Origin of the sequence: Serratia sp. CY47444, assembly GCF_052168635.1 — a bacterium.
GTDB lineage: Bacteria > Pseudomonadota > Gammaproteobacteria > Enterobacterales > Enterobacteriaceae > Serratia > Serratia bockelmannii.
Map to the genome: position 1 here is coordinate 196,838 of NZ_JBJNMH010000004.1, position 22,960 is coordinate 219,797.

17 protein-coding genes and 1 riboswitch are annotated in these 22,960 nt (G+C 61.3%); of the genes, 11 read left to right on the forward strand and 6 right to left on the reverse strand.

The window, feature by feature from the left end; all coding sequences use genetic code 11:
- Positions 1-242: 242 nt before the first annotated feature.
- From ACJ8IL_RS09145 to ACJ8IL_RS09155, 3 genes are read left to right on the forward strand one after another with little or no spacing between them, the layout of a single operon-like run.
- On the forward strand, positions 243-1,625 hold the full coding sequence (locus tag ACJ8IL_RS09145) for an MFS transporter (RefSeq protein WP_060425154.1): 1,383 nt from the start codon (positions 243-245) through the stop codon (positions 1,623-1,625).
- 24 nt (positions 1,626-1,649) lie between these two features.
- Positions 1,650-2,651, forward strand: a complete 1,002-nt coding sequence (locus tag ACJ8IL_RS09150) for a LacI family DNA-binding transcriptional regulator (protein WP_060425151.1) — start codon at positions 1,650-1,652, stop codon at positions 2,649-2,651.
- A gap of 21 nt (positions 2,652-2,672) precedes the next feature.
- Positions 2,673-3,656 carry a nucleoside hydrolase gene (locus tag ACJ8IL_RS09155; RefSeq protein ID WP_342117245.1) on the forward strand — a complete coding sequence of 328 codons (984 nt, stop codon included), beginning with the start codon at positions 2,673-2,675 and terminating at the stop codon, positions 3,654-3,656.
- Positions 3,657-3,711: 55 nt separating this feature from the next.
- Here ACJ8IL_RS09155 and malM read toward each other — a convergent pair whose 3' ends face one another.
- From malM to ACJ8IL_RS09175, 4 genes are all read right to left on the reverse strand, one after another.
- On the reverse strand, positions 3,712-4,617 hold the full coding sequence (gene malM / locus ACJ8IL_RS09160; protein WP_197811466.1) for a maltose operon protein MalM: 906 nt from the start codon (positions 4,615-4,617) through the stop codon (positions 3,712-3,714).
- Between the two features lie 100 nt (positions 4,618-4,717).
- On the reverse strand, positions 4,718-6,007 hold the full coding sequence (locus ACJ8IL_RS09165; protein ID WP_025304461.1) for a maltoporin: 1,290 nt from the start codon (positions 6,005-6,007) through the stop codon (positions 4,718-4,720).
- 32 nt (positions 6,008-6,039) lie between these two features.
- On the reverse strand, positions 6,040-7,149 hold the full coding sequence (gene malK / locus ACJ8IL_RS09170; RefSeq protein WP_025304462.1) for a maltose/maltodextrin ABC transporter ATP-binding protein MalK: 1,110 nt from the start codon (positions 7,147-7,149) through the stop codon (positions 6,040-6,042).
- Positions 7,142-8,113 carry an alpha-amylase family glycosyl hydrolase gene (locus ACJ8IL_RS09175; protein ID WP_060434752.1) on the reverse strand — a complete coding sequence of 324 codons (972 nt, stop codon included), beginning with the start codon at positions 8,111-8,113 and terminating at the stop codon, positions 7,142-7,144. Before ACJ8IL_RS09175 ends, malK begins: the two co-directional genes overlap by 8 nt.
- A gap of 358 nt (positions 8,114-8,471) precedes the next feature.
- On the opposite strand from ACJ8IL_RS09175, the gene malE reads away from it, so the two are divergent.
- From malE to malG, 3 genes are read left to right on the forward strand one after another with little or no spacing between them, the layout of a single operon-like run.
- Positions 8,472-9,665, forward strand: a complete 1,194-nt coding sequence (malE, locus tag ACJ8IL_RS09180) for a maltose/maltodextrin ABC transporter substrate-binding protein MalE (RefSeq protein ID WP_025304464.1) — start codon at positions 8,472-8,474, stop codon at positions 9,663-9,665.
- Between the two features lie 57 nt (positions 9,666-9,722).
- The gene (gene malF, locus ACJ8IL_RS09185) at positions 9,723-11,300 is read left to right on the forward strand and encodes a maltose ABC transporter permease MalF (RefSeq protein WP_099816665.1); all 1,578 of its coding nucleotides are present in this window, start codon (positions 9,723-9,725) and stop codon (positions 11,298-11,300) included.
- Positions 11,301-11,311: 11 nt separating this feature from the next.
- Positions 11,312-12,202 carry a maltose ABC transporter permease MalG gene (gene malG, locus ACJ8IL_RS09190; protein ID WP_025304466.1) on the forward strand — a complete coding sequence of 297 codons (891 nt, stop codon included), beginning with the start codon at positions 11,312-11,314 and terminating at the stop codon, positions 12,200-12,202.
- A gap of 85 nt (positions 12,203-12,287) precedes the next feature.
- Here malG and psiE read toward each other — a convergent pair whose 3' ends face one another.
- The gene (gene psiE / locus ACJ8IL_RS09195) at positions 12,288-12,695 is read right to left on the reverse strand and encodes a phosphate-starvation-inducible protein PsiE (RefSeq protein ID WP_015379238.1); all 408 of its coding nucleotides are present in this window, start codon (positions 12,693-12,695) and stop codon (positions 12,288-12,290) included.
- A 225-nt stretch (positions 12,696-12,920) separates the two neighbouring features.
- Here psiE and ACJ8IL_RS09200 point away from each other — a divergent pair, with 225 nt between their 5' ends.
- A complete protein-coding gene (locus tag ACJ8IL_RS09200; RefSeq protein ID WP_197811468.1) occupies positions 12,921-14,354 on the forward strand; it encodes a capsule assembly Wzi family protein in 1,434 nt (477 codons plus the stop codon).
- A gap of 60 nt (positions 14,355-14,414) precedes the next feature.
- On the opposite strand, the gene pgi is transcribed toward ACJ8IL_RS09200, so the two are convergent.
- The gene (gene pgi, locus ACJ8IL_RS09205; RefSeq protein WP_004936690.1) at positions 14,415-16,061 is read right to left on the reverse strand and encodes a glucose-6-phosphate isomerase; all 1,647 of its coding nucleotides are present in this window, start codon (positions 16,059-16,061) and stop codon (positions 14,415-14,417) included.
- Positions 16,062-16,290: 229 nt separating this feature from the next.
- Between pgi and ACJ8IL_RS09210 the strand changes: the two genes are divergently transcribed.
- The 4 genes from ACJ8IL_RS09210 to ACJ8IL_RS09225 all read left to right on the forward strand — a co-directional run bounded on the left by ACJ8IL_RS09210 (position 16,291) and on the right by ACJ8IL_RS09225 (position 22,947).
- Positions 16,291-18,099 (forward strand): cation:proton antiporter, encoded by a 1,809-nt coding sequence (locus tag ACJ8IL_RS09210; RefSeq protein ID WP_197811469.1) that lies wholly within the window; start codon positions 16,291-16,293, stop codon positions 18,097-18,099.
- 52 nt (positions 18,100-18,151) lie between these two features.
- A riboswitch (Lysine riboswitch) is annotated at positions 18,152-18,346 on the forward strand.
- A gap of 108 nt (positions 18,347-18,454) precedes the next feature.
- Positions 18,455-19,822 carry a lysine-sensitive aspartokinase 3 gene (gene lysC / locus ACJ8IL_RS09215; RefSeq protein WP_060434723.1) on the forward strand — a complete coding sequence of 456 codons (1,368 nt, stop codon included), beginning with the start codon at positions 18,455-18,457 and terminating at the stop codon, positions 19,820-19,822.
- A gap of 142 nt (positions 19,823-19,964) precedes the next feature.
- Positions 19,965-20,882 (forward strand): ketopantoate/pantoate/pantothenate transporter PanS, encoded by a 918-nt coding sequence (gene panS, locus ACJ8IL_RS09220; RefSeq protein ID WP_025304471.1) that lies wholly within the window; start codon positions 19,965-19,967, stop codon positions 20,880-20,882.
- A gap of 385 nt (positions 20,883-21,267) precedes the next feature.
- Complete coding sequence (locus tag ACJ8IL_RS09225) at positions 21,268-22,947, forward strand: ShlB/FhaC/HecB family hemolysin secretion/activation protein (RefSeq protein WP_442516508.1); 1,680 nt, start codon at positions 21,268-21,270, stop codon at positions 22,945-22,947.
- Positions 22,948-22,960: the final 13 nt, after the last annotated feature.

A 22,960-nucleotide genomic window follows, 5' to 3' on the forward strand; every position in this document is an offset into this window, starting at 1 on the left:
GTCATCTTTTTGCCATCCGCGTTCTCTATCTTCGTTCCCCGGCACGATGACGATTCTGTGATCGCCTGCAAAGTTTCATCTTTGTCGCGTTGTTTTATCTACGCGCGTAGATACTCTGACACCGCAGCGTTGAATCGCCATGCGTCCGACATGATTTGTCGGCACACCTTTGTTGCCGGCACCAGGGAAACCATCTTTAACCGCGCCCCTCCAGGCGCAGAACAAAAGAGGATAGCACTGCCATGAGCGAAACAACGCTTGCCACTCCACAGACCGCCGACGCCGCGCTGGCGGCCGATGAACGCCTGGCAACCAAAGAGGGGCGCAGCCAATTTTGGCGCGCCACCTTCTCCTGCTGGCTCGGCACCGCCATGGAATACGTCGATTTCGCGCTGTACGGCCTGGCGGCCGGCATGGTGTTCGGCGACGTGTTCTTCCCCGAGGCCACGCCGCTGGTCGCCCTGCTGGCCAGCTTCGCCACCTACTCCGTCGGCTTCGTCGCGCGGCCGATCGGCGCGCTGGTGTTCGGTTGGATCGGCGATCGCAAAGGCCGCCGCGTGGTGCTGATCACCACCGTGGCGCTGATGGGCCTCTCCACCACGCTGATCGGCCTGATCCCGTCCTATGCGCAAATCGGCGTCTGGGCACCCACCTGCCTGGTGATCCTGCGCTTCGCGCAGGGGTTCGGCGCCGGCGCGGAGCTGTCCGGCGGCGCGGTGATGCTGGCGGAATACGCGCCGGCCAAGCGGCGCGGGCTGGTGGCGTCGATCATCGCCATCGGCTCCAACAGCGGCACCCTGCTGGCGTCGCTGGTGTGGCTGCTGGTGCTGCAGCTCGACAAGGAAGACCTGATGAGCTGGGGCTGGCGCATTCCGTTCCTCGCCAGCATTCTGATCGCCGGCGTGGCGCTGTACCTGCGCCGCCACGTGCGGGAAACGCCGGTCTTCGAGCGCGAGCTGCAGCAAAACCACCAGCGCATGCTGGACGCCGCCCAGGCCGCACCGGATACGCGCAGCTACCTGCAGCGCACCAAGGCGTTCTGGGTGATGCTCGGCCTGCGCATCGGCGAAAACGGCCCTTCCTACCTGTGCCAGGGCTTTATCGTCGGCTACGTCGCCAAGGTGCTGATGGTCGATAAATCGGTGCCGGCGCTGGCGGTGCTGATCGCCTCGCTGTGCGGTTTTCTGGTGATCCCGCTGGCCGGCTGGCTGTCCGATCGCTTCGGCCGCCGCGTCACCTACCGGTGGTTCTGCCTACTGCTGGTGCTGTACGCCTTCCCGGCGTTCTGGCTGCTCGACAGCCGTGAGCCGGCGATCGTCATCTCGGTGATCGTGGTCGGCATGTGCATCGCGTCGCTGGGGATCTTCGGCGTGCAGGCGGCCTATGGCGTCGAACTGTTCGGCGTGAAGAACCGCTACTCCAAAATGGCGTTCGCCAAGGAGCTCGGCTCGATCCTCTCCGGCGGCACCGCGCCGCTGATCGCCACCGCACTGCTGTCCGGTTTCGGTCACTGGTGGCCTGTCGCCTGCTATTTTGTTGTAATGGCGGGCATCGGCTTAATCACCACCTTCTTTGCTCCCGAAACCCGCGGCCGCGATCTCAACCTGCCGCAGGATGCCGCGTAGCGAGAAGGCGAACAGGACCTCAATGTGGATAATCACTCCGCGCGACGCGTTACCCGCGCCGACGTGGCTCGCGTAGCGGGCACCTCCGTCGCCGTAGTCAGCTATGTGATCAACAACGGCCCGCGCCCGGTGGCGGAAGCCACCCGGCTGCGCGTGCTGGCGGCGATCGAGCAGACCGGCTACCGGCCGAACGACATCGCGCGGGCGCTGGCCTCCGGCAGCACACAAACCTACGGGCTGGTGGTGCCGGATATTTCCAACCCGTTCTTCGCCACCCTGGCGCGGGCACTGCAGCAGGAAGCCTTCAGCCGCGGCCGTGTGCTGCTGCTAGGCGACGCCGGCGACGATCGTCAGCGCGAGTATGAACTTATCAACAACCTGCTGCGCCGCCAGGTCGACGGCCTGCTGTACACCAGCGTCGATCGCCATCCGTGGTTCGATCTGATCCGCGCTTCCGGCACGCCCTGCGTAATGATAGACACCATCGACAGCCAGGCCGGCGTCTGCGCCATTCGCGTCGACGAGCGCGACGCCGCCTGCCAGGCAACCCGCCATCTGCTGCAACACGGCTACCGCGATATCGGCATTTTTATCGGCCCGCTGACCATGCTCAACGCGCAGGATCGCCTGAACGGCTGGCGCGATGCGCTGCTGGAGGCGGGCATCGCGCCACGCGACGAGTGGATTTTCGAGGTGCCCTACACCCGCCAAGGCGGTTACCAGGCCACCCAGCGCCTGGTGCAAGGCCCACGCCCGCGCGCCGTTTTCACCTCTAACGAGCAACAGGCGCTCGGCTGCCTGTCGGCGTTGGCGGAGCATGGGCTGCGCGCGCCGGACGATCTGGCGCTGATCTGTTTTAACGGCACGCAGCAATCCGAATTCAGCGTGCCGCCGCTCAGCGCGGTCGAGCAGCCGATCGACGCCATGGCCAAGCGGGCCATCGCCATGCTGGCCGCCGGTGCCGCGCCCGCCGAGCTGCATGAATTCGCTTTTCAACTGCGCATCCGCCGCTCCTGCGGCTGTTAGCGGTTTTTCAGGACACCTTATATGCGTTTAATCATTGATTGCGATCCCGGCAATGGCGTCCCCGGCGCCAACGTCGACGACGGGCTGGCGCTGGCCCTGGCGCTGGCGGCCAAACCGCAGCTGCAGCTGGAGCTGATCAGCATCGTGGCCGGCAACACCCCGCGCGAAGTGGGCTTCGCCGTCGCCACCGATCTGCTGGCGCAAAGCGGCTACCAGGTGCCGGTCGCCCTCGGCGCGGCGCGCGCCCTGAGTGAGCCGCCGGAGCCGTGGCGCGCGCATCTGGACCGCCCGATCGCCGATCCCAAGCTGGCAGCGCTGTGGCGCGACTTGCCCGCGCCCTCACTCGCCAACGCGCCCGCACCGGACGCCGCCATCGCCATCGGCGAGCTGATCTGCCGCCATCCCGGCGAGATCACGCTGGCGGCGATCGGCCCGCTGACCAACGTTGCGCACGCCATGCAGCTTTACCCGCAGATGGCGCAGGCGGTGAAAGAGATCGTGATCATGGGTGGCGTATTCAACGTCGATGGGTACATCAAGGACACCAATTTCGGTTTGGATCCGGAAGCGGCGCGGCTGGTGTTGAACAGCGGCGCCACTATCACGCTGGCACCGCTGGACGTCACCACCCAGACCATGCTGACCCAGGCGGATCTGGCCACGTTGACCCAGCCGGATACCCCGCTGTGCCGCTATTTGCGCGCCACCACGCAGCCGTGGATTGACTATTCGCGCCATACGCGGCGCCTGCCGGGCTGCTGGATCCATGATGCGCTGGTGATCGCCTGGCTGTTGGAACCGCAGCTGGTCACGACCGAAATGTTCCATGTGGATGTGGCGCTGGAAGGGGCGTTGACGCGCGGCAGCTCACGCCGCTGGCGGCCGGACAGCCTGCGCCTGACGGTCGGCATGCAGGCGCCGCAGGGCAAGCCGGTGCGCATCATGCAGCAGGTGGACAACACCCGTCTACTGGCGTTGATCGGCGCAACGCTGGCGCGCGGATGAAAAAAGGTGCGCCAAGGCGCACCAATCATCGAGCCAGCATCGGCAGCGCCGGGTGTTACCCCTTGCCTTTAACGCTGCTGATAAACGTTTTACGCGCGGTGGTCGAGCCCAGTTTCTCGGCCTCATTCATCAGTTTCAGCGCCTTGTCGATATCGCCCGCCTTCACCGCCTGCTTGATGCCATTATTGAAGTAGCTTTCGGTATCGTTGAGCATCGGCTCCGTCGGTTTCTCCGGCATCGGTGCCGGTGCCGCCATAGCAGCCGGTGCGGTCGAGCCCACCACCACCGGCGCCACGGTCGGCGCAGGCTGCAGCATGCCGATCATCACGTTGCCGGTGCCCTGTTCCGCGGTCACCTTGAGCTTCAGGGTGCCGGTCGTCGCGTGGCCGGCGATTGGATCCGGGATATCCGGCACCGCGTTGCCCACGCCCTGCGCATAGGCCTTGGCCGGATTGGTCAACTGCGTGGTTTTCGCCAAGTCCTGCCGAGTGGTGTACACCAGCAGGTAAATCTGTTTTTGACCAAGCGCCGGCGTCAGTTTCAACGTGCCTTCGAGGCGATCGGAGGACATTGCTCCCGGCGGCTGGTAAGGGAAATAGCTGCTCGGGTAATACGCCGCCGGGCGCAGATGCTCGTCCAGCACCAGCACGCTCGGCGCGTACAGCGAATTGTTTTTAGCGAGGCTGCTCAGCGTCACTTCCAGCGAGCCGCGATCGGCCGGCAGCGTATAGGCGGCGATCGCCCCCTGGATCTCGCCCTGATTGAGCTGCGGGCTGACGGCGTCGAGCTTCACTTCTTGCGACACCGGCGGCTGCAGCGGCTGCCACGGCAGGCTTTGCAGCGTGGCGGCGCTGATGGCCGGCGCGACGGAAACGTTAGCCGGCGTCTCGGCGTTGGCCGCCAGAGGCGCGCCGACGGTCAGCGCCAGCGACAGGCAGAGTGACAGCAGATTCTTTTTCATCGTTATATCCTCTTTCAGCGCCGCGGCGGATCAGGCAAGAGATCCGGCCGCGGCGAATGCGGTTGGGGGAGAGCCGGCGGCCCTCCCCGTCCTGTCGTCGTTACCACCAAATTTCCATCTGGGCGCCGAAGGTGACTTCGTCATCCTTGCCGCGGCTGAAGGTATGCATGCTGGTGTCGTTGTAAGCGGTGCCGGCGTTATACCCGGTGTCATCGCCGGTGGCGTAGCCCCACTTCTCATCCCACTTGGCGTAGGTGGCGAACAGGCGGATGGCCGGACGCGACCAGATGCTGTTGCCCGCCTGCCATTGCTGCGCCAGGGTCACTTTATACTGGCCGTTGCGATCGCCGGTGCGCTGGGATTTGACGTTGTCATAGCCCGCCTCCAGCAAGGTGCTCATGATCGGCGTCCATTTGTACATCGGGCGCACGCCCACGGTGTACCAGGTGGTGCCGTTGTTGTTGTCGCGGTCGATGTCCTGGAACATGGCGACGTACATCAGTGCCCACTGATCGTTGAAGTCGATGGCGCCGTGATCCAACACGCGGATCATCTTGCCGTTGTTATCAATGGTGGCGCCTTCGTTGCGGCCGTTGTTCTGCGAGGTCATCGAGTCGGTGGCGTACTGCAGCACGAACTTGTTGTAACCGTTCAGGATACTCTGCGTGTGTTCGGCGGTGAACATCCAGCCGTCTTTGCTGGCGCCGTCGGCCAGGCGGTAGTTATCCTGCGCATTGGCGCGGCCGTAGTCCACGCCCAGCTCCAGGGTGCCGCCCGGGTTCAGCTCCAGCCCGGCCAAGCGCACGTCGAAGGTGTCGTTGACGGTTGGACGCTGTTTCCATTCGTTATCCAGGTAGCCGTAAGAGCCGCCGGACTCCGAGTTGCGGGTCACGGCAGCGGACAGCTTGCCGAAGCCCAGATCGATGTTTTCCAGACCGGCGCCCGGGCCGGAGATATCCCAGTAGTAGAAGTCGATCATGTGAACGTCATGACGCTGATAGAAGCGCTTACCGGCCCACAGCGTGGAGCCCGGCAGCCACTCGATCAGGTTTTTACCCTGCACGTTGACTTCGCGGAAGCCCGGGGTCACATCTTCCCAGTCGGAACGCTGCGAGACCGAATAGGCCAGGTTAGTGTCGAAATAGAAGCTCTTGTCGCCTTCTTTCCACACTTCCTGCCCCAGTTTCAGTTCGGCGTAGGTTTCGCATTCGTTGCCGAGACGGTATTTACTCGCGGCGCCGGTGGCCTTGAAGCACTGTTGCTCACCGCCGCTGCCGGTCCAGCCGATGCCGGAACGGGCATAACCGTGGAAATCCACGGCCAGCGCCTGAGTAGAGAGAACACCGGCGGCGACAGCCAGTGCCAGAGGAAGTTTGCGCAGAGTAGTCATCATTATTCTCCTGTTATACCGACTTTGATGCTTTAAACGCCCGGCTCCTGGTGCAGCCGTTTACATGCCGTACCGTCTTCACGGAACAGGTGGCAGCGGTGAGGCGGCAGGCCGATGGCGAATGTGGCACCTTCTTCTACCAGCACCACGTCATTCTGGCGGTACACCAGGTTTTGACGGATGGCCGGGATTTGGATGTGGATTTGCGTCTCGTTGCCGAGCTGCTCCACCACCTGTACGTCGCCGGTAAGCCGCACTTCTGAGGCTTCGCCGGGCAGCAGATGTTCAGGGCGAATGCCCAGTGACAGGTTGGCGCCGGGTTGAACGCCCGCGCCTTCCACCGGCAGCCAGACCAGCTGGCGGTTGGGCAGTTCGACCTGCACCTGTTGCGGCTCCGCCGCGGTCACCTTGACCGGCAGGAAGTTCATCTTCGGCGAGCCGATAAACCCGGCGACGAAGCGGTTGGCCGGGTAGTGATACAGTTCCAGCGGCTTGCCGACCTGCGCCACGCGACCGGCATCGAGCACCACGATCTTGTCGGCCAGCGTCATCGCTTCGACCTGATCGTGGGTGACGTAAATCATGGTGCGCTGCAGGCGCTTGTGCAGACGGGAGATCTCGATGCGCATCTGCACCCGCAGCGCGGCGTCGAGGTTGGACAGCGGTTCGTCAAGCAGGAATACGTCCGGCTCGGCCACCAGCGTGCGGCCGATCGCCACGCGCTGACGCTGCCCGCCGGACAGCGCCTTCGGCCGCCGGTCGAGCAGGTGCGCCAGTTGCAGCACCTCGGAGACCTGGTTCACCCGTTGATTGATTTCCGCTTTCTTGGCGCCGGCCAGCTTCAGGCCGAACGACATGTTGTCCGCCACCGACAGGTGCGGATACAGCGCATAGGATTGGAACACCATGCCGATGCCGCGCTCGGAAGGCGGCACCTCATTCATACGTTTCTCGCCGATCAGCAGCTCGCCGGAGGTGATGTCCTCCAGCCCGGCGATCATGCGCAGCAGCGTCGATTTACCGCAGCCCGAAGGCCCGACAAACACCACAAACTCGCCGTCTTCGATGGTCAGATTGACGTCTTTGGAAATCACGGCCTCACCGAAGGCCTTATAAACGCTGCGCAGTGTCACGCTAGCCATGCGTTACTCCCCTGCTTTCGCAGTTAACATGTCGTGTGAAAATGGCGGAGGCAAAGCCCGCCAAAACCCATTGATGACCCTCTTGCTGCGCGCCGTGCTGCCATGCCAACGGCAAGGTCGCCTCAGACGGCGCGGCCGCCTGAGTATAAGGCTGCAGGTTTATCAGCGCTTCAAGGCATTGATCCTGATGGGTAATAAGTAAGCGCACCACGCCATCGCGCTGGCTGACTTCGTTCAGTTCGCCATGCTGGATGAGCGGCGAACGACGCAGGGCCAACAGCGCCTGGCAGTAACGTAAGGTGGAGTGGCTGTCGTGCTGTTGGCGGCTGATGGCCAATGCGCGGTGTTCGATCGCCACCTGTTGATACCAGCTGATTTCGCCGGCGGTGACCTGTTCGGGGGCTTCGTGCCACGGCATCGGCGTTTGCGCGCCGCGCGGATCTTGCAGGCCGGCGGCATGCGGCAGCCCCAGCTCCTCGCCCTGATACAGGCAGATTGGCGCCGGTAGCATCGCCAGCAGCGTCAGAAAGGCGGCGGCGGAACGCAGGTCGCCCTGCCCCCAGCGGCTGACCACCCGGGGCTGATCGGCGTCCCCGGTGCTCCACAGGCTGTCCGCCAATGTGGTACGACGGGCGTGCAGCACCGCCACCAGCTTCTCCGCGCTGAACGGCATCACGTCCAGCGCCAGCGCACCGTGGGCGAACCGCCGCGGCGCGACGGCATTGCGAACGCGGTTGGCTTCATCGCCGTACCACAGCGTCAGCCCTTCGCCCGTCACCGTCGCCTCGGCCCCCGGCGCCAGCGTCTGCGGCAGCAACAGGCCGTCGATCGACAGCGCTTTCAGATACGGCAGCGCCGCCAGCATGCCGTGCGCGTCGCCCACGCCGTCCCCGTTTCCGTCACGGAAACTGGCCGGATGGATCCGGTACAGGGTGGGCTGAGTAGCGATAGGCGTTGACGACATAAATCCGGTATCCCTGCTGCGCGTAGCGTTGAAAATCAATGGGCCGATAGTGCGGGAGTCGCCGGAAAGGGTAATCATCCGTAACAAGATTTTTCATGGGGGAGGAGGCGGGAGGATGAGAGAACGACCGCAGCGATGAGAAGTTCCGCGCTTAAGGCAAATCTGTGATCCGGCTGGCAAAAATTGCCCCCCTATTTTGTGCCTGACGCCACAGAATAGAGCGCAACGTTAACTGGATCACACTCCTCATCTCAGGGGCGTAGAGGGGGGGAGGATGAGAATATGTCGCGTTGTGACCCACTATTACCGCGAAACGTCTCTCCTTGATTTATGTGCCCACAAAAAGAAGGACTGGATTATGACTCGCAGCATTACCCTCGCCCGCACGCTGGCGCTCTCGGCACTGGCCACCCTGGTGCTCTCTTCTTCCGCCTTCGCCAAGATCGAGGAAGGCAAACTGGTTATCTGGATCAACGGTGACAAGGGCTATAACGGCCTGGCCGAAGTCGGCAAGAAATTCGAAAAAGACACCGGCATCAAGGTCACCGTCGAGCACCCGGACAAGCTGGAAGAAAAATACCCGCAAGTGGCCGCCACCGGCGACGGCCCTGACATCATCTTCTGGGCCCACGACCGCTTCGGCGGCTATGCGCAGTCCGGCCTGCTGGCCGAAATCCACCCGTCCAAAGCCTTCCAGGACAAGCTGTTCCCGTTCACCTGGGACGCCGTGCGCTATGACGGCAAGCTGATCGGCTACCCGATCGCCGTCGAGGCGCTGTCGCTGATTTATAACAAAGACCTGGTCAAACAGCCGCCGAAGACCTGGGAAGAAATCCCGGCGCTGGACAAACAGCTGCGCGCCAACGGCAAGAGCGCCATCATGTGGAACCTGCAGGAACCCTACTTCACCTGGCCTATCATCGCCGCCGACGGCGGTTATGCCTTCAAGTATGAAAACGGCAAATACAACATCAAGGATGTCGGCGTCGCCAATGCCGGTTCGCAGGCCGGTCTGCAGTTCATCGTCGATCTGGTGAAAAACAAACACATCAATGCCGATACCGACTACTCGATCGCCGAAGCCGCGTTCAACAAAGGCCAGACCGCGATGACCATCAACGGGCCGTGGGCCTGGAACAACATCGAGCAGAGCAAAATCAACTACGGCGTGACGCTGCTGCCGACCTTCAAAGGCAAGCCGTCCAAGCCGTTCGTCGGCGTGCTGACCGCCGGCATCAACGCCGCCAGCCCGAATAAAGAGCTGGCGACCGAGTTCCTCGAGAACTACCTGCTGACCAACGAAGGGCTGGCGGACGTCAACAAAGACAAACCGCTGGGCGCGGTGGCGCTGAAGTCCTATCAGGAAGCGCTGGCCAAAGATCCGAAGATAGCGGCCACCATGCAGAACTCGCAAAACGGGGAAATCATGCCGAACATCCCGCAGATGAGCGCCTTCTGGTACGCCGAACGCAGCGCGGTGATCAACGCCGTCAGCGGCCGTCAGACGGTGAAAGCCGCGCTGGACGACGTGCAGACCCGTATCACCAAGTAACGACGTCGTGCGGGGTGCCACGGTGCCCCGCCGTTGCTTCACAGAAAGGAACGCCCTATGCAATTCGCTCACGCCGGGACGCCCGCGCGTAAAAAATCGAAGTGGTGGCAAAGCGACGCGCTGAAATGGCTGGTGGTCGGCCTGTTCAGCCTGGTGACCTGCTACCTGATTGTGTTGATGTATGCACAGGGTGAATACCTGTTCGCCATCCTGACGCTGATCCTGGTCAGCGCCGGGCTTTACGTCTTCGCCAACCGCCGCGCCTACGCCTGGCGCTATGTGTATCCCGGCGTCGCCGGCATGGGGCTGTTCGTCCTGTTCCCGCTGATTTGCACCATCGCCATCGCTTTCACCAACTACAGCAGCACCAACCAGCTGACTTTTGAACGCGCGCAATCGGTGCTGATGCAGCGCCAGTTCCAGAGCGGCCAAACCTTTACCTTTGGCCTCTACCCGGCGGAAAACCAGCAGTGGCGCCTGCAGCTGACGCCACCGGACAGTGAACAGCCGCTGATCTCCGAGCCTTTCCGCCTCGACGCCGCCGCGCCGCAAACCCTGAAACTGACGGCGCAGAACGCCGCGCCGCAGGGCGAACGCGCCACGCTGCGGGTGATTACCCAGAACCGGCAGGCGCTGAGCCAGCTGGTGGCGCAACTGCCCGACGGCGGGGAATTGCGCATGAGCTCCCTGCGCCAGTTCTCCGGCACCCGCCCGCTGTATGCGCTGGACAAAGACGGCAGCACGCTGACCAACAACCAGACCCAGGTACGCTACCGGCCAAACGGCGACATCGGCTTCTATCAGGCGATCAACGCCGACGGCGGCTGGGCGCAGGAAACCCTGAGCCCGGGTTATACCGTCACCACCGGCTGGAAAAACTTCCTGCGGGTGCTGCAGGACGAGGGCATCAAGAAACCGTTCGTGTCGATCTTCATCTGGACCATCGTGTTCTCGGTGATGACGGTGATCCTCACCGTGGCGGTCGGCATGGTGCTGGCCTGCGTGGTGCAGTGGGAGGCGCTGAAAGGCAAGGCGATCTACCGCGTGCTGCTGATCCTGCCCTATGCGGTGCCGTCATTCATCTCGATCCTGATCTTCAAAGGCTTGTTCAACCAAAGCTTCGGCGAGATCAACATGATGCTCAGCCATCTATTCGGCATCAAACCGGCCTGGTTCAGCGATCCGCTCACCGCCAAGAGCATGATCCTGATCGTCAACACCTGGCTCGGCTACCCCTACATGATGATCCTGTGCATGGGGCTGCTGAAGGCGATCCCGGACGATCTGTACGAAGCCTCGGCGATGGACGGCGCCAACCCGTGGCAAAACTTCTTCCGCATCACCTTACCGCTGCTGATCAAGCCGCTGACGCCGCTGATGATCGCCAGCTTCGCCTTCAACTTTAACAACTTCGTGCTGATCCAGCTGCTGACCAACGGCGGCCCGGACATGATCGGCACCACCACGCCGGCCGGCTATACCGATCTGCTGGTCAGCTACACCTACCGCATCGCCTTCGAAGGCGGCGGCGGGCAAGACTTCGGGCTGGCGGCCGCCATCGCCACGCTGATCTTCCTGTTGGTGGGCGCGCTGGCGATCCTGAATTTGAAAGCCAGCAAGATGAACTTCGATTAGGGAGAATAACGATGGCCATGGTTCAACCCAAGTCCCAGCGCCTGCGCCTGTGGATCACCCATATTTTGATGCTGTGCTTTATCGCCCTGATCATGTTCCCGCTGCTGATGGTGGTCGCCATCTCGCTGCGCGCCGGCAACTTCGCCACCGGCAGCCTGATACCGGAAACCCTCTCCTGGGATCACTGGCGGCTGGCGCTCGGCTTCAGCGTCACCCACGCCGACGGCAGCGTGACGCCGCCGCCGTTCCCGGTGCTGCTGTGGCTGTGGAACTCCATCAAGATCGCGGCGATCACCGCCATCGGCATCGTGACGCTGTCCACCACCTGTGCCTACGCCTTCGCCCGCATGCGTTTTCGCGGCAAGAGCACGTTGCTGAAAAGCATGCTGATCTTCCAGATGTTCCCGGCAGTGTTGTCGCTGGTGGCGCTGTACGCCCTGTTCGATCGCCTGGGCCAGTACATTCCGTTTATCGGCCTGAACACCCACGGCGGCGTGATCTTCGCCTACATGGGCGGCATCGCGCTGCACGTCTGGACCATCAAGGGCTATTTCGAAACCATCGACAACTCGCTGGAAGAAGCGGCAGCGCTGGACGGCGCCACGCCGTGGCAGGCATTCCGTCTGGTGCTGCTGCCGCTGTCGGTACCGATTCTGGCGGTGGTGTTCATTCTGTCGTTTATCGCCGCCATCACCGAAGTGCCGGTCGCGTCGCTGCTGCTGCGCGATGTGAACAGCTACACGCTGGCGGTGGGGATGCAGCAATATCTCAACCCGCAGAACTATCTGTGGGGCGACTTCGCCGCCGCCGCGGTGCTGTCAGCGATACCGATTACCGCCGTGTTCCTGCTGGCGCAGCGTTGGCTGGTGGGCGGCCTGACGGCCGGCGGCGTGAAGGGGTAATTTGTGCCACTGCAGTGCGTTTGATGTTTTTCCGCGATAGCGGTAATCCTGTGTCTTTGGCGGCCTTTGGCCGCCATTTTTATCGCTACTCCCGTTTCAGCCGGTCGGTATTGGCCAGATAGAGCGTCACCACCAGCACCAATATCGCCGCGGCGTAGATCAGGGTATCGATGGGGTTTTTGTGGTCCACGATAATCAAACGAATAATCGCGGTAATGCCAATGTAAATAAAATAGCGCAACGGGAAATGATAACCCGACTCAAAATACTTGACGATCAAGGCGATAAATTCAAAGTACAGGAAATAAATCACGATACCTTCAATCAACAGGTAAGAAGACGACTCTTCGCTGTTGATAAATAACACCTTCGCCAGATGGATGGTTTCCTTGACCAGAAACACCACCAGAATTGCCGCCAGCAGCAACAAGCCCACGTTCAGCACTCGCTGCAGTCCTTTCGCTATCATTATCGAACGCGACGTTTTTGCCATAAAACCTCTCTCTGAATACCGCTTATATGATTCAACCGTGCCAATATAGGCATTGTCTTAAAAATTATGCCCCGCGCGAAAGCACTTTAAACCCCATTTAATTCATAAAGTTATAATAAGATGTTTCTGGCTTATAGATTTGTAGCAAATCGAAATGTCAACTATCATGGGTCACAGAGATCTTTACATAAAACCAATAACCTCGAATTAACAAGGGAATTCTTTATGCGCGCTAAACTTAACGGACTGGTCGCTGCGGGCCTGTTTACCTGTGCATTGTCCGGCCACGCCGCCGGCCTGGTAGCCCCTGACAACGATCTGCGTAACGATCTCGCCTGGTTGTCTGACCGCGGCGTTATCAACGTCAGCCTGTCCACCTGGCCGCTGAGTCAAGAAGAGATCAGTTCCGTTATCGCGCAGGCCAAGCCGGTGACCAACACCGAGAAAAACGTCATTGACCGCGTACAACGTCGTGTCGATGCCCTGAAAGCCAACATCCGCGTCAGCGGTTACGCGTCGACCGATAAACCCGGCACCCCGCAGGGCTTCGGCCAAAACGAGTACGCCGACGATCGCCTGACCATCGGCGCCGGCGCCAACGGCGAGTTCTGGGACGTGCGTCTGCAGGGCTCGGTGGAAGGCGATCAGCGCGTCAGCGACGGTTCCAAATTCAATATGAACGGCTCCTACGGCGCGGTGAAAATCTGGAATCAGTGGCTCTCCTTCGGCGAGGTTTCCCAGTGGTGGGGCCCGGGTTACGACGGCAGCCTGATCCGCTCCGACGCCGCGCGCCCGGTGGCCGGCTTTATGTTGCAGCGCGCCGACCAATCCCCGTTTGAAACCCCGTGGCTGTCGTGGATCGGCCGCTGGCAATATCAATTGTCCGCCGGCCAGCTGTCGCAGTACGCTGCCGTGCCGGATACCAAACTGTTCGGCGGTCGCCTGACCATGATGCCGACCGACTTCCTGGAGCTGGGCGCTTCACGCGTCATGATGTGGGGCGGTGATGGCCGTCCGCACTCCTGGCGTTCCTTCTGGGATGGTGTAACCGGTAACGACAACACCGGCGATCCGAAAAACGATCCGGGCAACCAGTTGGGCGGTTTTGACTTCAAACTCAAGCTGCAGCCGCTCATCGGTCTGCCGGTCAGCCTGTATGGCCAAATCACCGGCGAAGATGAAGCCGGCATGTTACCTTCGCATAATGCCTATATGTTGGGGCTTGAAGGCCATCCGGAATGGGGCCCGACCACCATCAACTGGCATATCGAAGGTTCTGATACCCGTTCTAACGGCAACGCCAACAACGTGATGTACAACCACTACGTCTATCGGGGCGGTTACTACCAGCAAGGTTATCCACTGGGTCATGCGATGGGCGGCGACGGCCAAATGCTGTCCGGTCGCGTGGAAATGGTGCTGGACGATGGCCAACGTTGGAGTACCCGACTGGTGTACGCCAAAGTGAACCCGAACAACCAAACTATCAACCGGGCGTTCCCGCGTTCCGATACGCTGAAAGGCATTCAGCTCGGCTGGGGTTACACCTTCCCGTCTCAGGTTAAATTCGATACCAGCCTGTGGTACACCGACAACGATCACAGCACCGCCGATGACGTGGGCGCGGGCGTCAGCTTCGAAGTGCCAATCAATCTGTAACTTTCGCAGACGTAAAAAAACCCGCCGCGGCGGGTTTTTTATTGGCTTCAGCTCAGGCGCTTAGCGCCATTCCTTGAAGCGGTTGATCAGCGCATTGGTCGAGCTGTCGTGACTGCTGATTTTCTCGCTGCCCGCCAGCTCCGGCAGGATGCGGTTAGCCAGCTGTTTGCCCAGCTCCACGCCCCACTGATCGAAGGTGAAGATGTTCAGGATCGCGCCCTGAGTAAAGATCTTGTGCTCGTACAGCGCGATCAGGCTGCCCAGGCTGAACGGGGTGATTTCACGCAGCAGGATCGAGTTGGTCGGACGGTTGCCTTCAAACACTTTGAACGGCGCCACGTGTTTAACCTGCTCAGGGGTTTTACCCTGCGCCGCGAACTCCGCCTCCACCACTTCCAGCGACTTGCCGAACGCCAGGGCCTCGGTCTGCGCGAAGAAGTTGGACAGCAGTTTGGCGTGGTGATCGCCCAGCGGGTTATGGCTGATGGCCGGCGCGATGAAATCGCACGGCACCAGCTTGGTGCCCTGGTGGATCAACTGGTAGAACGCATGCTGGCCGTTGGTGCCCGGCTCGCCCCAGATGATAGGGCCGGTCTGGTAATCCACCGGATTGCCGTTGCGGTCGACGTACTTGCCGTTGGATTCCATGTTGCCCTGCTGGAAGTAAGCGGCAAAACGGTGCATGTACTGATCGTACGGCAGAATGGCTTCGGTTTCGGCGCCGAAGAAGTTGTTGTACCAAATACCGATCAGCGCCAGCAGCACCGGCAGGTTTTTCTCCGCCGGCGTTTCGGCGAAGTGCTTATCCATGGCGTGCGCGCCGCTCAGCAGCTGCTCGAAGTTGTCGTAACCGATGGACAGCGCAATCGACAGACCGATCGCCGACCACAGGGAGTAACGGCCCCCTACCCAGTCCCAGAACTCGAACATGTTGTCGGTATCGATGCCGAACTCGGCCACCGCTTTGCCGTTGGTGGACAACGCAGCGAAGTGCTTGGCCACGTGCTGTTGATCGGCGGCGCTGCTCAGGAACCAGTCGCGCGCGCTGTGGGCGTTGGTCATGGTTTCCTGAGTAGTGAAGGTTTTGGACGCCACCAGGAACAGCGTAGTTTCCGGATTCAGCGGCTGCAGCGTTTCGGCGATGTGGGTACCGTCAACGTTGGAGACGAAGTGCATGTTCAGGTGGTTTTTATACGGGCGCAGCGCTTCGGTCACCATGTAAGGGCCGAGATCCGAACCGCCGATGCCGATGTTCACCACGTCGGTAATCGGCTTGCCGGTGTAGCCTTTCCACTCGCCGCCGATGACGCGCGCGCAGAACTGTTTGATCTTGGCCAGCACCGCGTTCACTTCCGGCATCACGTCTTTGCCGTCGACCAGGATCGGGCTGTTGCTGCGGTTGCGCAGGGCAATATGCAGCACCGCGCGATCTTCGGTGCGGTTGATCTTTTCACCGGCGAACATCGATTTGATGGCGCCTTGCAGATCGGTTTCTTTCGCCAGCGCCTGCAGCTTCTCCAGGGTTTCCTGCGTGATGCGATTCTTGGAATAGTCCACCAACATTTGATCGTTGAAGGTCGCGGAGAACCGGGAGAAACGATCGCTGTCCTCGGCGAACAGGTCGGCGATCCGTACGTCTTTCATCTGTGCATAATGTTGCTGCAGGGCTTGCCAAGCAGCGGTTTGACTAGGATTGATATTTTTCATAGCAACACTCTTAGGCTTGAGAATAAAAATGACGCGTTTGTCCGATTGTAGCCTGTTCGACTGTGATTATGATCGCTTTTCTTGCGATAGGCGCTAACTGTCAACGCATTGCCGCCTCGTTTCAGCTTTCACTCTATACTTTTGGCTAACGGCCTGTTATCGGGGTTGCCGAATTGTCATCAGGCTGTGTCATCGTTACTTATTTCGTCATTTGAAAGGGATCTCGCTTATGGAATTATCCGCCCCGCTTATGTTGGTGCTTATCGGCCTGGCGTCGCTGCTGGCGCAGTGGCTGGCCTGGCTGCTGCGTCTGCCGGCCATTTTGCCGCTGCTGCTGTTCGGCATCGTGCTCGGCCCGACGGTGCATCTGGTGCAGCCGGATCTGCTGTTCGGCGATCTGCTGTTTCCACTGGTGTCGCTGTCGGTGGCGATCATCCTGTTCGAGGGGGCGCTGACGCTGCGCTTCGAGGAGATACGCGGCCTCGGCGGCGTGGTGCGTAATCTGGTCACCGTCGGCATGCTGGTCACCTTTCTGGTCATCAGCCTCGCCAGCTGGTGGTTGCTGGATTTCCCGCCGGAGCTGGCGGCGCTGATCGGCGCGGTGACGGTGGTGACCGGGCCGACGGTGATCGCTCCGCTGATGCGCGTGGTGCGACCGAACGCCAACATTAACCAGGTGTTGCGTTGGGAAGGGATCGTCATCGATCCGGTTGGCGCCATCTTCACCCTGCTGGTGTTCGAGTTCATCGTACTGAAGCAGAATGCGGAGTCCTATACCCACCTGTTTTGGACGCTGGGCGTCACCGCCACCGTCGGCCTGATCGCCGGCGCGCTGTTCGGCTACCTGCTCGGCCTGGCGCTGCGCCGCGTCTGGCTGCCACGCTACCTGCAGAACCTGGCGGTGCTGGCGATCATGCTGACCGCCTTCGGCGTTTCCAACGCCATCGCCGACGAATCCGGCCTGTTGACCGTCACGGTGATGGGCATCTGGCTGGCCAACATGCGCGACGTCGATACCAGCGATATTCTGGCGTTCAAAGAAGAACTGTCGGCGATCCTGATCTCGGCGCTGTTCATCATTCTGGCGGCGCGGCTCGACATCCAGGCGCTGTGGAACATGGGCTGGCCGCTGCTGCTGCTGCTGCTGGCGGTGCAGTTTATCGCCCGGCCGCTGTGCATCGCGGTCTCGACCTGGCGCTCTTCCCTGCATTGGCGCGATCGGCTGCTGCTGTGCTGGATCGCCCCGCGCGGCATCGTGGCCGCGGCGGTCAGCTCGCTGTTCGCGCTGACGCTGCAGCGCAGCGGCTATCAGGGCGCCGACCGGCTGGTGACCGTGGTGTTCGCCATCATCATCGGTACCGTGGTGTTGCAAAGCCTGACCAGCGGCATGATGGCGCGCTGGCTGCGGGTGCAGCAGCAAAAGCCGCGCGGCGTACTGATCGTCGGCGCCAACAGCGTGGCGCGCATGCTGGCGCAGGCGCTGATCAAGCTGAACGTGCCGGTGATCGTCACCGACAGCAGTTGGGAATACTACCGTCAGGCGCGTATGGACGGCATTCCGGCCTATTATGGCCACGCCTACTCCGAACACGCCGAGAACTACCTCGATCTGAGCAATATCGCCCAGGTGTTGGCGCTGTCGCCCAATCGCCACCAGAACGCGCTGGCGGTCTACCACTTCGGCCATCTCTTCGGCGAGGATCACGTGTTTGCCATCCGTTCGGGGGCGCCGCTGAAAGGGCGCGGCGCCAGCGCGGAAAGTTCGCGTTTCCGCCGGCATGAAATTTTATTTAATCAGGAAGCCACCTACGGCCGCCTGAGCAGCCTGCTCGCCAGGGGGGCCACCATCAAAGCGACCAAATTGAACGAAAATTTCGGTTGGCTGGAGTATTTGGAGAAACATCAGGGCGTTATCCCGCTATTCAGCCAAAAGGAAGACGGTTCTCTGCAACCGATTGGCGCCGGTTCCACGCCCGCGATGCCCTGTACGCTTATCGCGCTGGTACAAGATGAAAATCCCTCACCGTCCGTACGTTGACAGAATGGCAATAACCGGCTATTCCTAACAGCCTACTTGCGCACCCGGTGCGCAAGCCAGAAGAGGCGCGTCGCCCAGGTAGAGTGTCAGAGGAGCCGTTTCTCCGTTGACGGCACCCGAGGGGGAGCGACGCCGAGGTACGATAATGGCCGGCCATTATCGTATCGACTACAGGGGCTGAATCCCCTGGGTTGTCACCAGGGGATCGCCCACAGGGCGATCGACAAGGTGGGGCGCTTCTGGGTGTATCGTAGCCTGACCTCTACGCCTGCCCCCTGTTTACCGCTCTCCCCTTGTGCCAAGGCTATGGAATTACAGTGCCCCCAAACGGGCATCCCTGACACGAGGTTTCTACATGAACCAAGCAGTACCCCAGAATTCCACCGTGGTAGCCAAGTTCGGCGGCACCAGCGTCGCCGACTTTGAAGCCATGAACCGCAGCGCCGACGTCGTGCTGGCCAACCCGCAGGTCCGCCTGGTGGTGTTGTCCGCCTCGGCGGGCGTCACCAACCTGTTGGTCGCCCTGGCCGAAGGCTGCGAGGCCGACAAGCGCAACTACCAGCTTGATGAAATTCGTCGCATCCAGTACGCCATCCTCGATCGCCTCGCGGCGCCTGCGGTGATCCGCGACGAGATAGACCGCCTGCTGGAAAACATCGCCATGCTGTCGGAGGCCGCGTCGCTGGCCACCTCGACGGCGTTGACCGACGAGCTGGTCAGCCATGGGGAGCTGATGTCCACCCTGCTGTTCGTGGAAATCCTGCGCGCCCGCAACGTGCAGGCCGAATGGTTCGACGTGCGTAAAGTGATGCGCACCGACGATCACTTTGGCCGCGCCGTGCCGGACAGCGCCGCGCTCAGCGAACTGGCCCGATCGCAGTTGCAGCCACGCCTGCAGGAAGCGCTGGTGGTCACCCAGGGCTTTATCGGCAGCGAGCCGAAAGGCCGCACTACCACGCTCGGCCGCGGCGGCAGCGACTATACCGCCGCGCTGCTCGGCGAGGCGCTCGGCGCTGGCCGGGTAGATATCTGGACCGACGTGCCGGGCATCTACACCACCGATCCTCGGGTGGTGCCGGCGGCCAAGCGCATCGACAAAATCGGTTTCGAAGAGGCGGCGGAAATGGCCACCTTCGGCGCCAAAGTGCTGCATCCGGCCACCCTGCTGCCGGCGGTGCGCAGCGACATTCCAGTGTTCGTCGGCTCTAGCAAGGATCCGGCGGCCGGCGGCACGCTGGTGTGCAACACCACCGAGAATCCGCCGCTGTTCCGCGCGCTGGCGCTGCGCCGCAAGCAAACGCTGCTGACGCTGCACAGCCTGAACATGCTGCACGCGCGCGGTTTCCTGGCCGAGGTGTTCAACATCCTGGCGCGCCATAATGTCTCCGTCGATCTGATCACCACTTCGGAAGTCAGCATCGCGCTGACCATGGACACCACCGGCGCCACCTCCGTCGGCGGCAGCCTGCTGACCACCTCACTGCTGACCGAACTGTCGTCGCTGTGCCGGGTGGAAGTGGAAGAAAACCTGGCGCTGGTGGCGATCATCGGTAACCAGCTGTCGCGCGCCTGCGGCGTGGGCAAAGAGGTGTTCGGCGTGCTCGATCCGTTCAATATCCGCCTGATCTGCTACGGTGCCAGCAGCTATAACCTGTGCTTCCTGGTGCCGGGCGAAGAAGCCGAACAGGTGGTGCGTACCCTGCATCACAACCTGTTCGAATAAGTCATTATCCCTGATTGCGGGCGCAGCATGCTGCGCCCCTGCGTCTAAAAAATCCGTTCAAAACCTGCAGGGGTTCAGCCTGTTGAACCCGCAAAAAACACAACCACACCCATCGTTCTCAATCTGGCTAAGGAAAACCTGCATGTTGGCTCTACTCACGCGTCTCTTCCCCCTGTGGGCGATACTGCTGTCCGTCGCCGCCTATTACACGCCGACCACCTTTACCGGCATCGGCCCCTACGTCAGCCCGCTGCTGATGCTGATCATGTTCGCCATGGGCGTCACGCTGCGACTGGACGACTTCAAACGCGTGCTGGCGCGCCCCGGCCCGGTGGCGGCCGGCATCTTCCTGCACTATCTGATCATGCCGCTGGCGGCCTGGATCCTGGCGATGCTGTTTCGCATGCCGCCGGATCTGTCCGCCGGCATGGTGCTGGTGGGCAGCGTGGCCAGCGGCACCGCCTCCAACGTGATGATCTATCTGGCCAAGGGCGACGTGGCGCTGTCGGTGACCATCTCGGCGGTCTCAACGCTGGTGGGGGTGTTCGCCACGCCGCTGCTGACCCGCCTGTACGTCGACGCCGAGATCAGCGTCGATATCATGGGCATGCTGTTAAGCATTCTGCAGATCGTGGTGATCCCGATCGGCCTGGGCCTGATCGTCCACCATACCCTGACCAAAACGGTGAAGCGCATCGAGCCGCTGCTGCCGGCGCTGTCGATGGTGTGCATTCTGGCCATCATCAGCGCGGTGGTGGCGGGCAGCCAAAGCCATATCGCCTCGGTCGGTCTGGTGGTGATCGTCGCGGTGATCCTGCACAACGGCATCGGCCTGCTGAGCGGCTACTGGGGCGGCAAACTGTTCGGCTTCGACGAGTCCACCTGCCGCACGCTGGCGATCGAAGTCGGGATGCAGAACTCCGGGCTGGCCGCCACGTTGGGCAAAATCTACTTCTCGCCGCTGGCCGCGCTGCCGGGCGCGCTGTTCTCGGTCTGGCACAACCTCTCCGGTTCGCTGCTGGCAGGGTATTGGTCCGGCCGCCCTATCAAGAAAAAATAAACCGCCTGTCGGGACGCAAACAATTGCGTCCTGTTTCTTCCCTGCGAAATTTCGTATTTCCCACTGGTCGGATTGTCATAATTTCCCTCATCCCCTATCATCCGTGAAAAATAAAAATTCAGATTCTTCCTATCCATGCCGATAATGTTGGCAAGAGGAAGAGACGTTCTACTTTTTTTAATTAATTAAGTCGCCAGGGTTGCCCGCCAAAAAAGAAGCAGCCTAATTATTATTTAGATATATACCCACCGTCTTATTTGCTGCGGCAAATCAAGATACCTCGCAATGTGCATGTCGCTCATTATTTCGGGCCGGCCCTCGGCCGCCCGTGGTTAACCTCATGGATTGGGCTGGCTGCCCCGGCGGCCTCTCATAATGGATTACAATGATAAAAAAAATCACCGCCTTGACGCTGTTGGTCAGCACGGCCCTTTCCGCCGAAACCCTGCCGGATGCCCACATGATGCGGGATATGTCGATGGGCGAGTCGCGCCGCGCGCTGCAAGACAGCACGCGTGAAGTCAACCAGTTGATTGAGCAACGCCGTTACCAGCAGCTGAAGCAGCAACGCCTGCTGGCGGAGCCGGAGCCGACCGCGCCCGCCCTGCCGCAGTCCGCGCAGTGCCTGCCGATCGCCGGCGTTTATCTACAGGGCATCACCCTGCTCTCGCCGAGCGATTTATCCGCCCTGAGCGCGTTGCCGGAACAGTGCATCAGCAGCAACGATATCAATCGCCTGACCCGTGAATTAACGCGTCTTTATGTGAAAAAGGGCTATATCACCGCGCGCGTGCAAATTGTTCGCCCTAATTCACAAGGAGAATTGGGGTTAAGCGTCACCGAAGGATTTATCGAGAAAATAGAAGGCGGCGATCGCTGGGTCAACAGCCGTTTATTATTTCCGGGGCTGGAAGGCAAGCCGTTGAAATTAACCGATATCGACCAGGGATTGGATCAGGCTAACCGTTTGCAATCGAATACCACCAAGCTGGATATATTGCCCGGCCATCAGGTTGGCGGTTCGGTCATTCGTTTGCGCAATCAGCATGCCAAGCCCTGGCTGATTACCGCCGGCACGGATAATTACGGCCAAAAAAGCACCGGCCAGTGGCTGGCACGTGCCACCGCCACGCTGGACAGCCCGTTCGGCCTGTCGGACTTCGTCAGCCTGAACGCCAACAGCACGCTGGAAAACCCGGCTCACCGCTATAATCGCGCCTATACCCTGCTCTATTCGCTGCCGTACGGCGCGTTCACCTTCAGCGGATTCGCCAGCTTCTCGTCCTATGAGAACCACCAGCAGCTGCCGCACAACGTGGTCAAACTGCACGGCCAGACCCAACAGTACGGTCTGCGCAGCGACTACGTGTTTTACCGCGATCACGATCAGATAGACAGCCTGAGCGGACAGCTGACCTACAAGCGCATCGATAACTACTTCGAAAGCGTGCGCCTCGAGGTCAGCAGCCCCACGCTGACCCTGGCCGAGCTGAGCGCCAGCCACCTGCAGATTCTGCCCAACGGGGTGTTCAGCGCCAACCTCAGCGTCGAACAGGGCCTGCCATGGCTGGGCGCCGATCGCCACCCGAGCTCGGTGCACCTCGACAGCCAGTTCACCAAAGGCAAGCTGTTCGCCAACCTCAGCCAGCGTCTCAAGCTGGGTGACGCCACCTATCAGCTCAACAACCTGTTCTATGGCCAGTACAGCCGCGACCCGCTGCCCGGCGTGGAGTGGCTGAGCCTCACCGATCGCAGCGCCGTACGCGGCTTCAGCCGCAGTACCCAGTCCGGCGACAACGGCTGGTATCTGCAGAATACGCTGTCGCGCAGCTTCAATTTAGGCGCCGCCACGCTGACGCCGCGCCTTGGCGCCGACGTCGGCCGCATTTTGCCGCGTCAGGATAACTCGGGCTGGCGCAGCAGCGCCGGGCTGAGCAGCGGCGCCACGTTACGCTATCGCCAGGCGCTGGTCGATCTGGAGGTCAGCCGCGGCTGGATCTTGTCGAACCACGCCACGCCCGAGGATCCCGTTCAGGTGCTGGCGCGCTTTTCTTACACCTTTTAATCAGCAGTTTTGC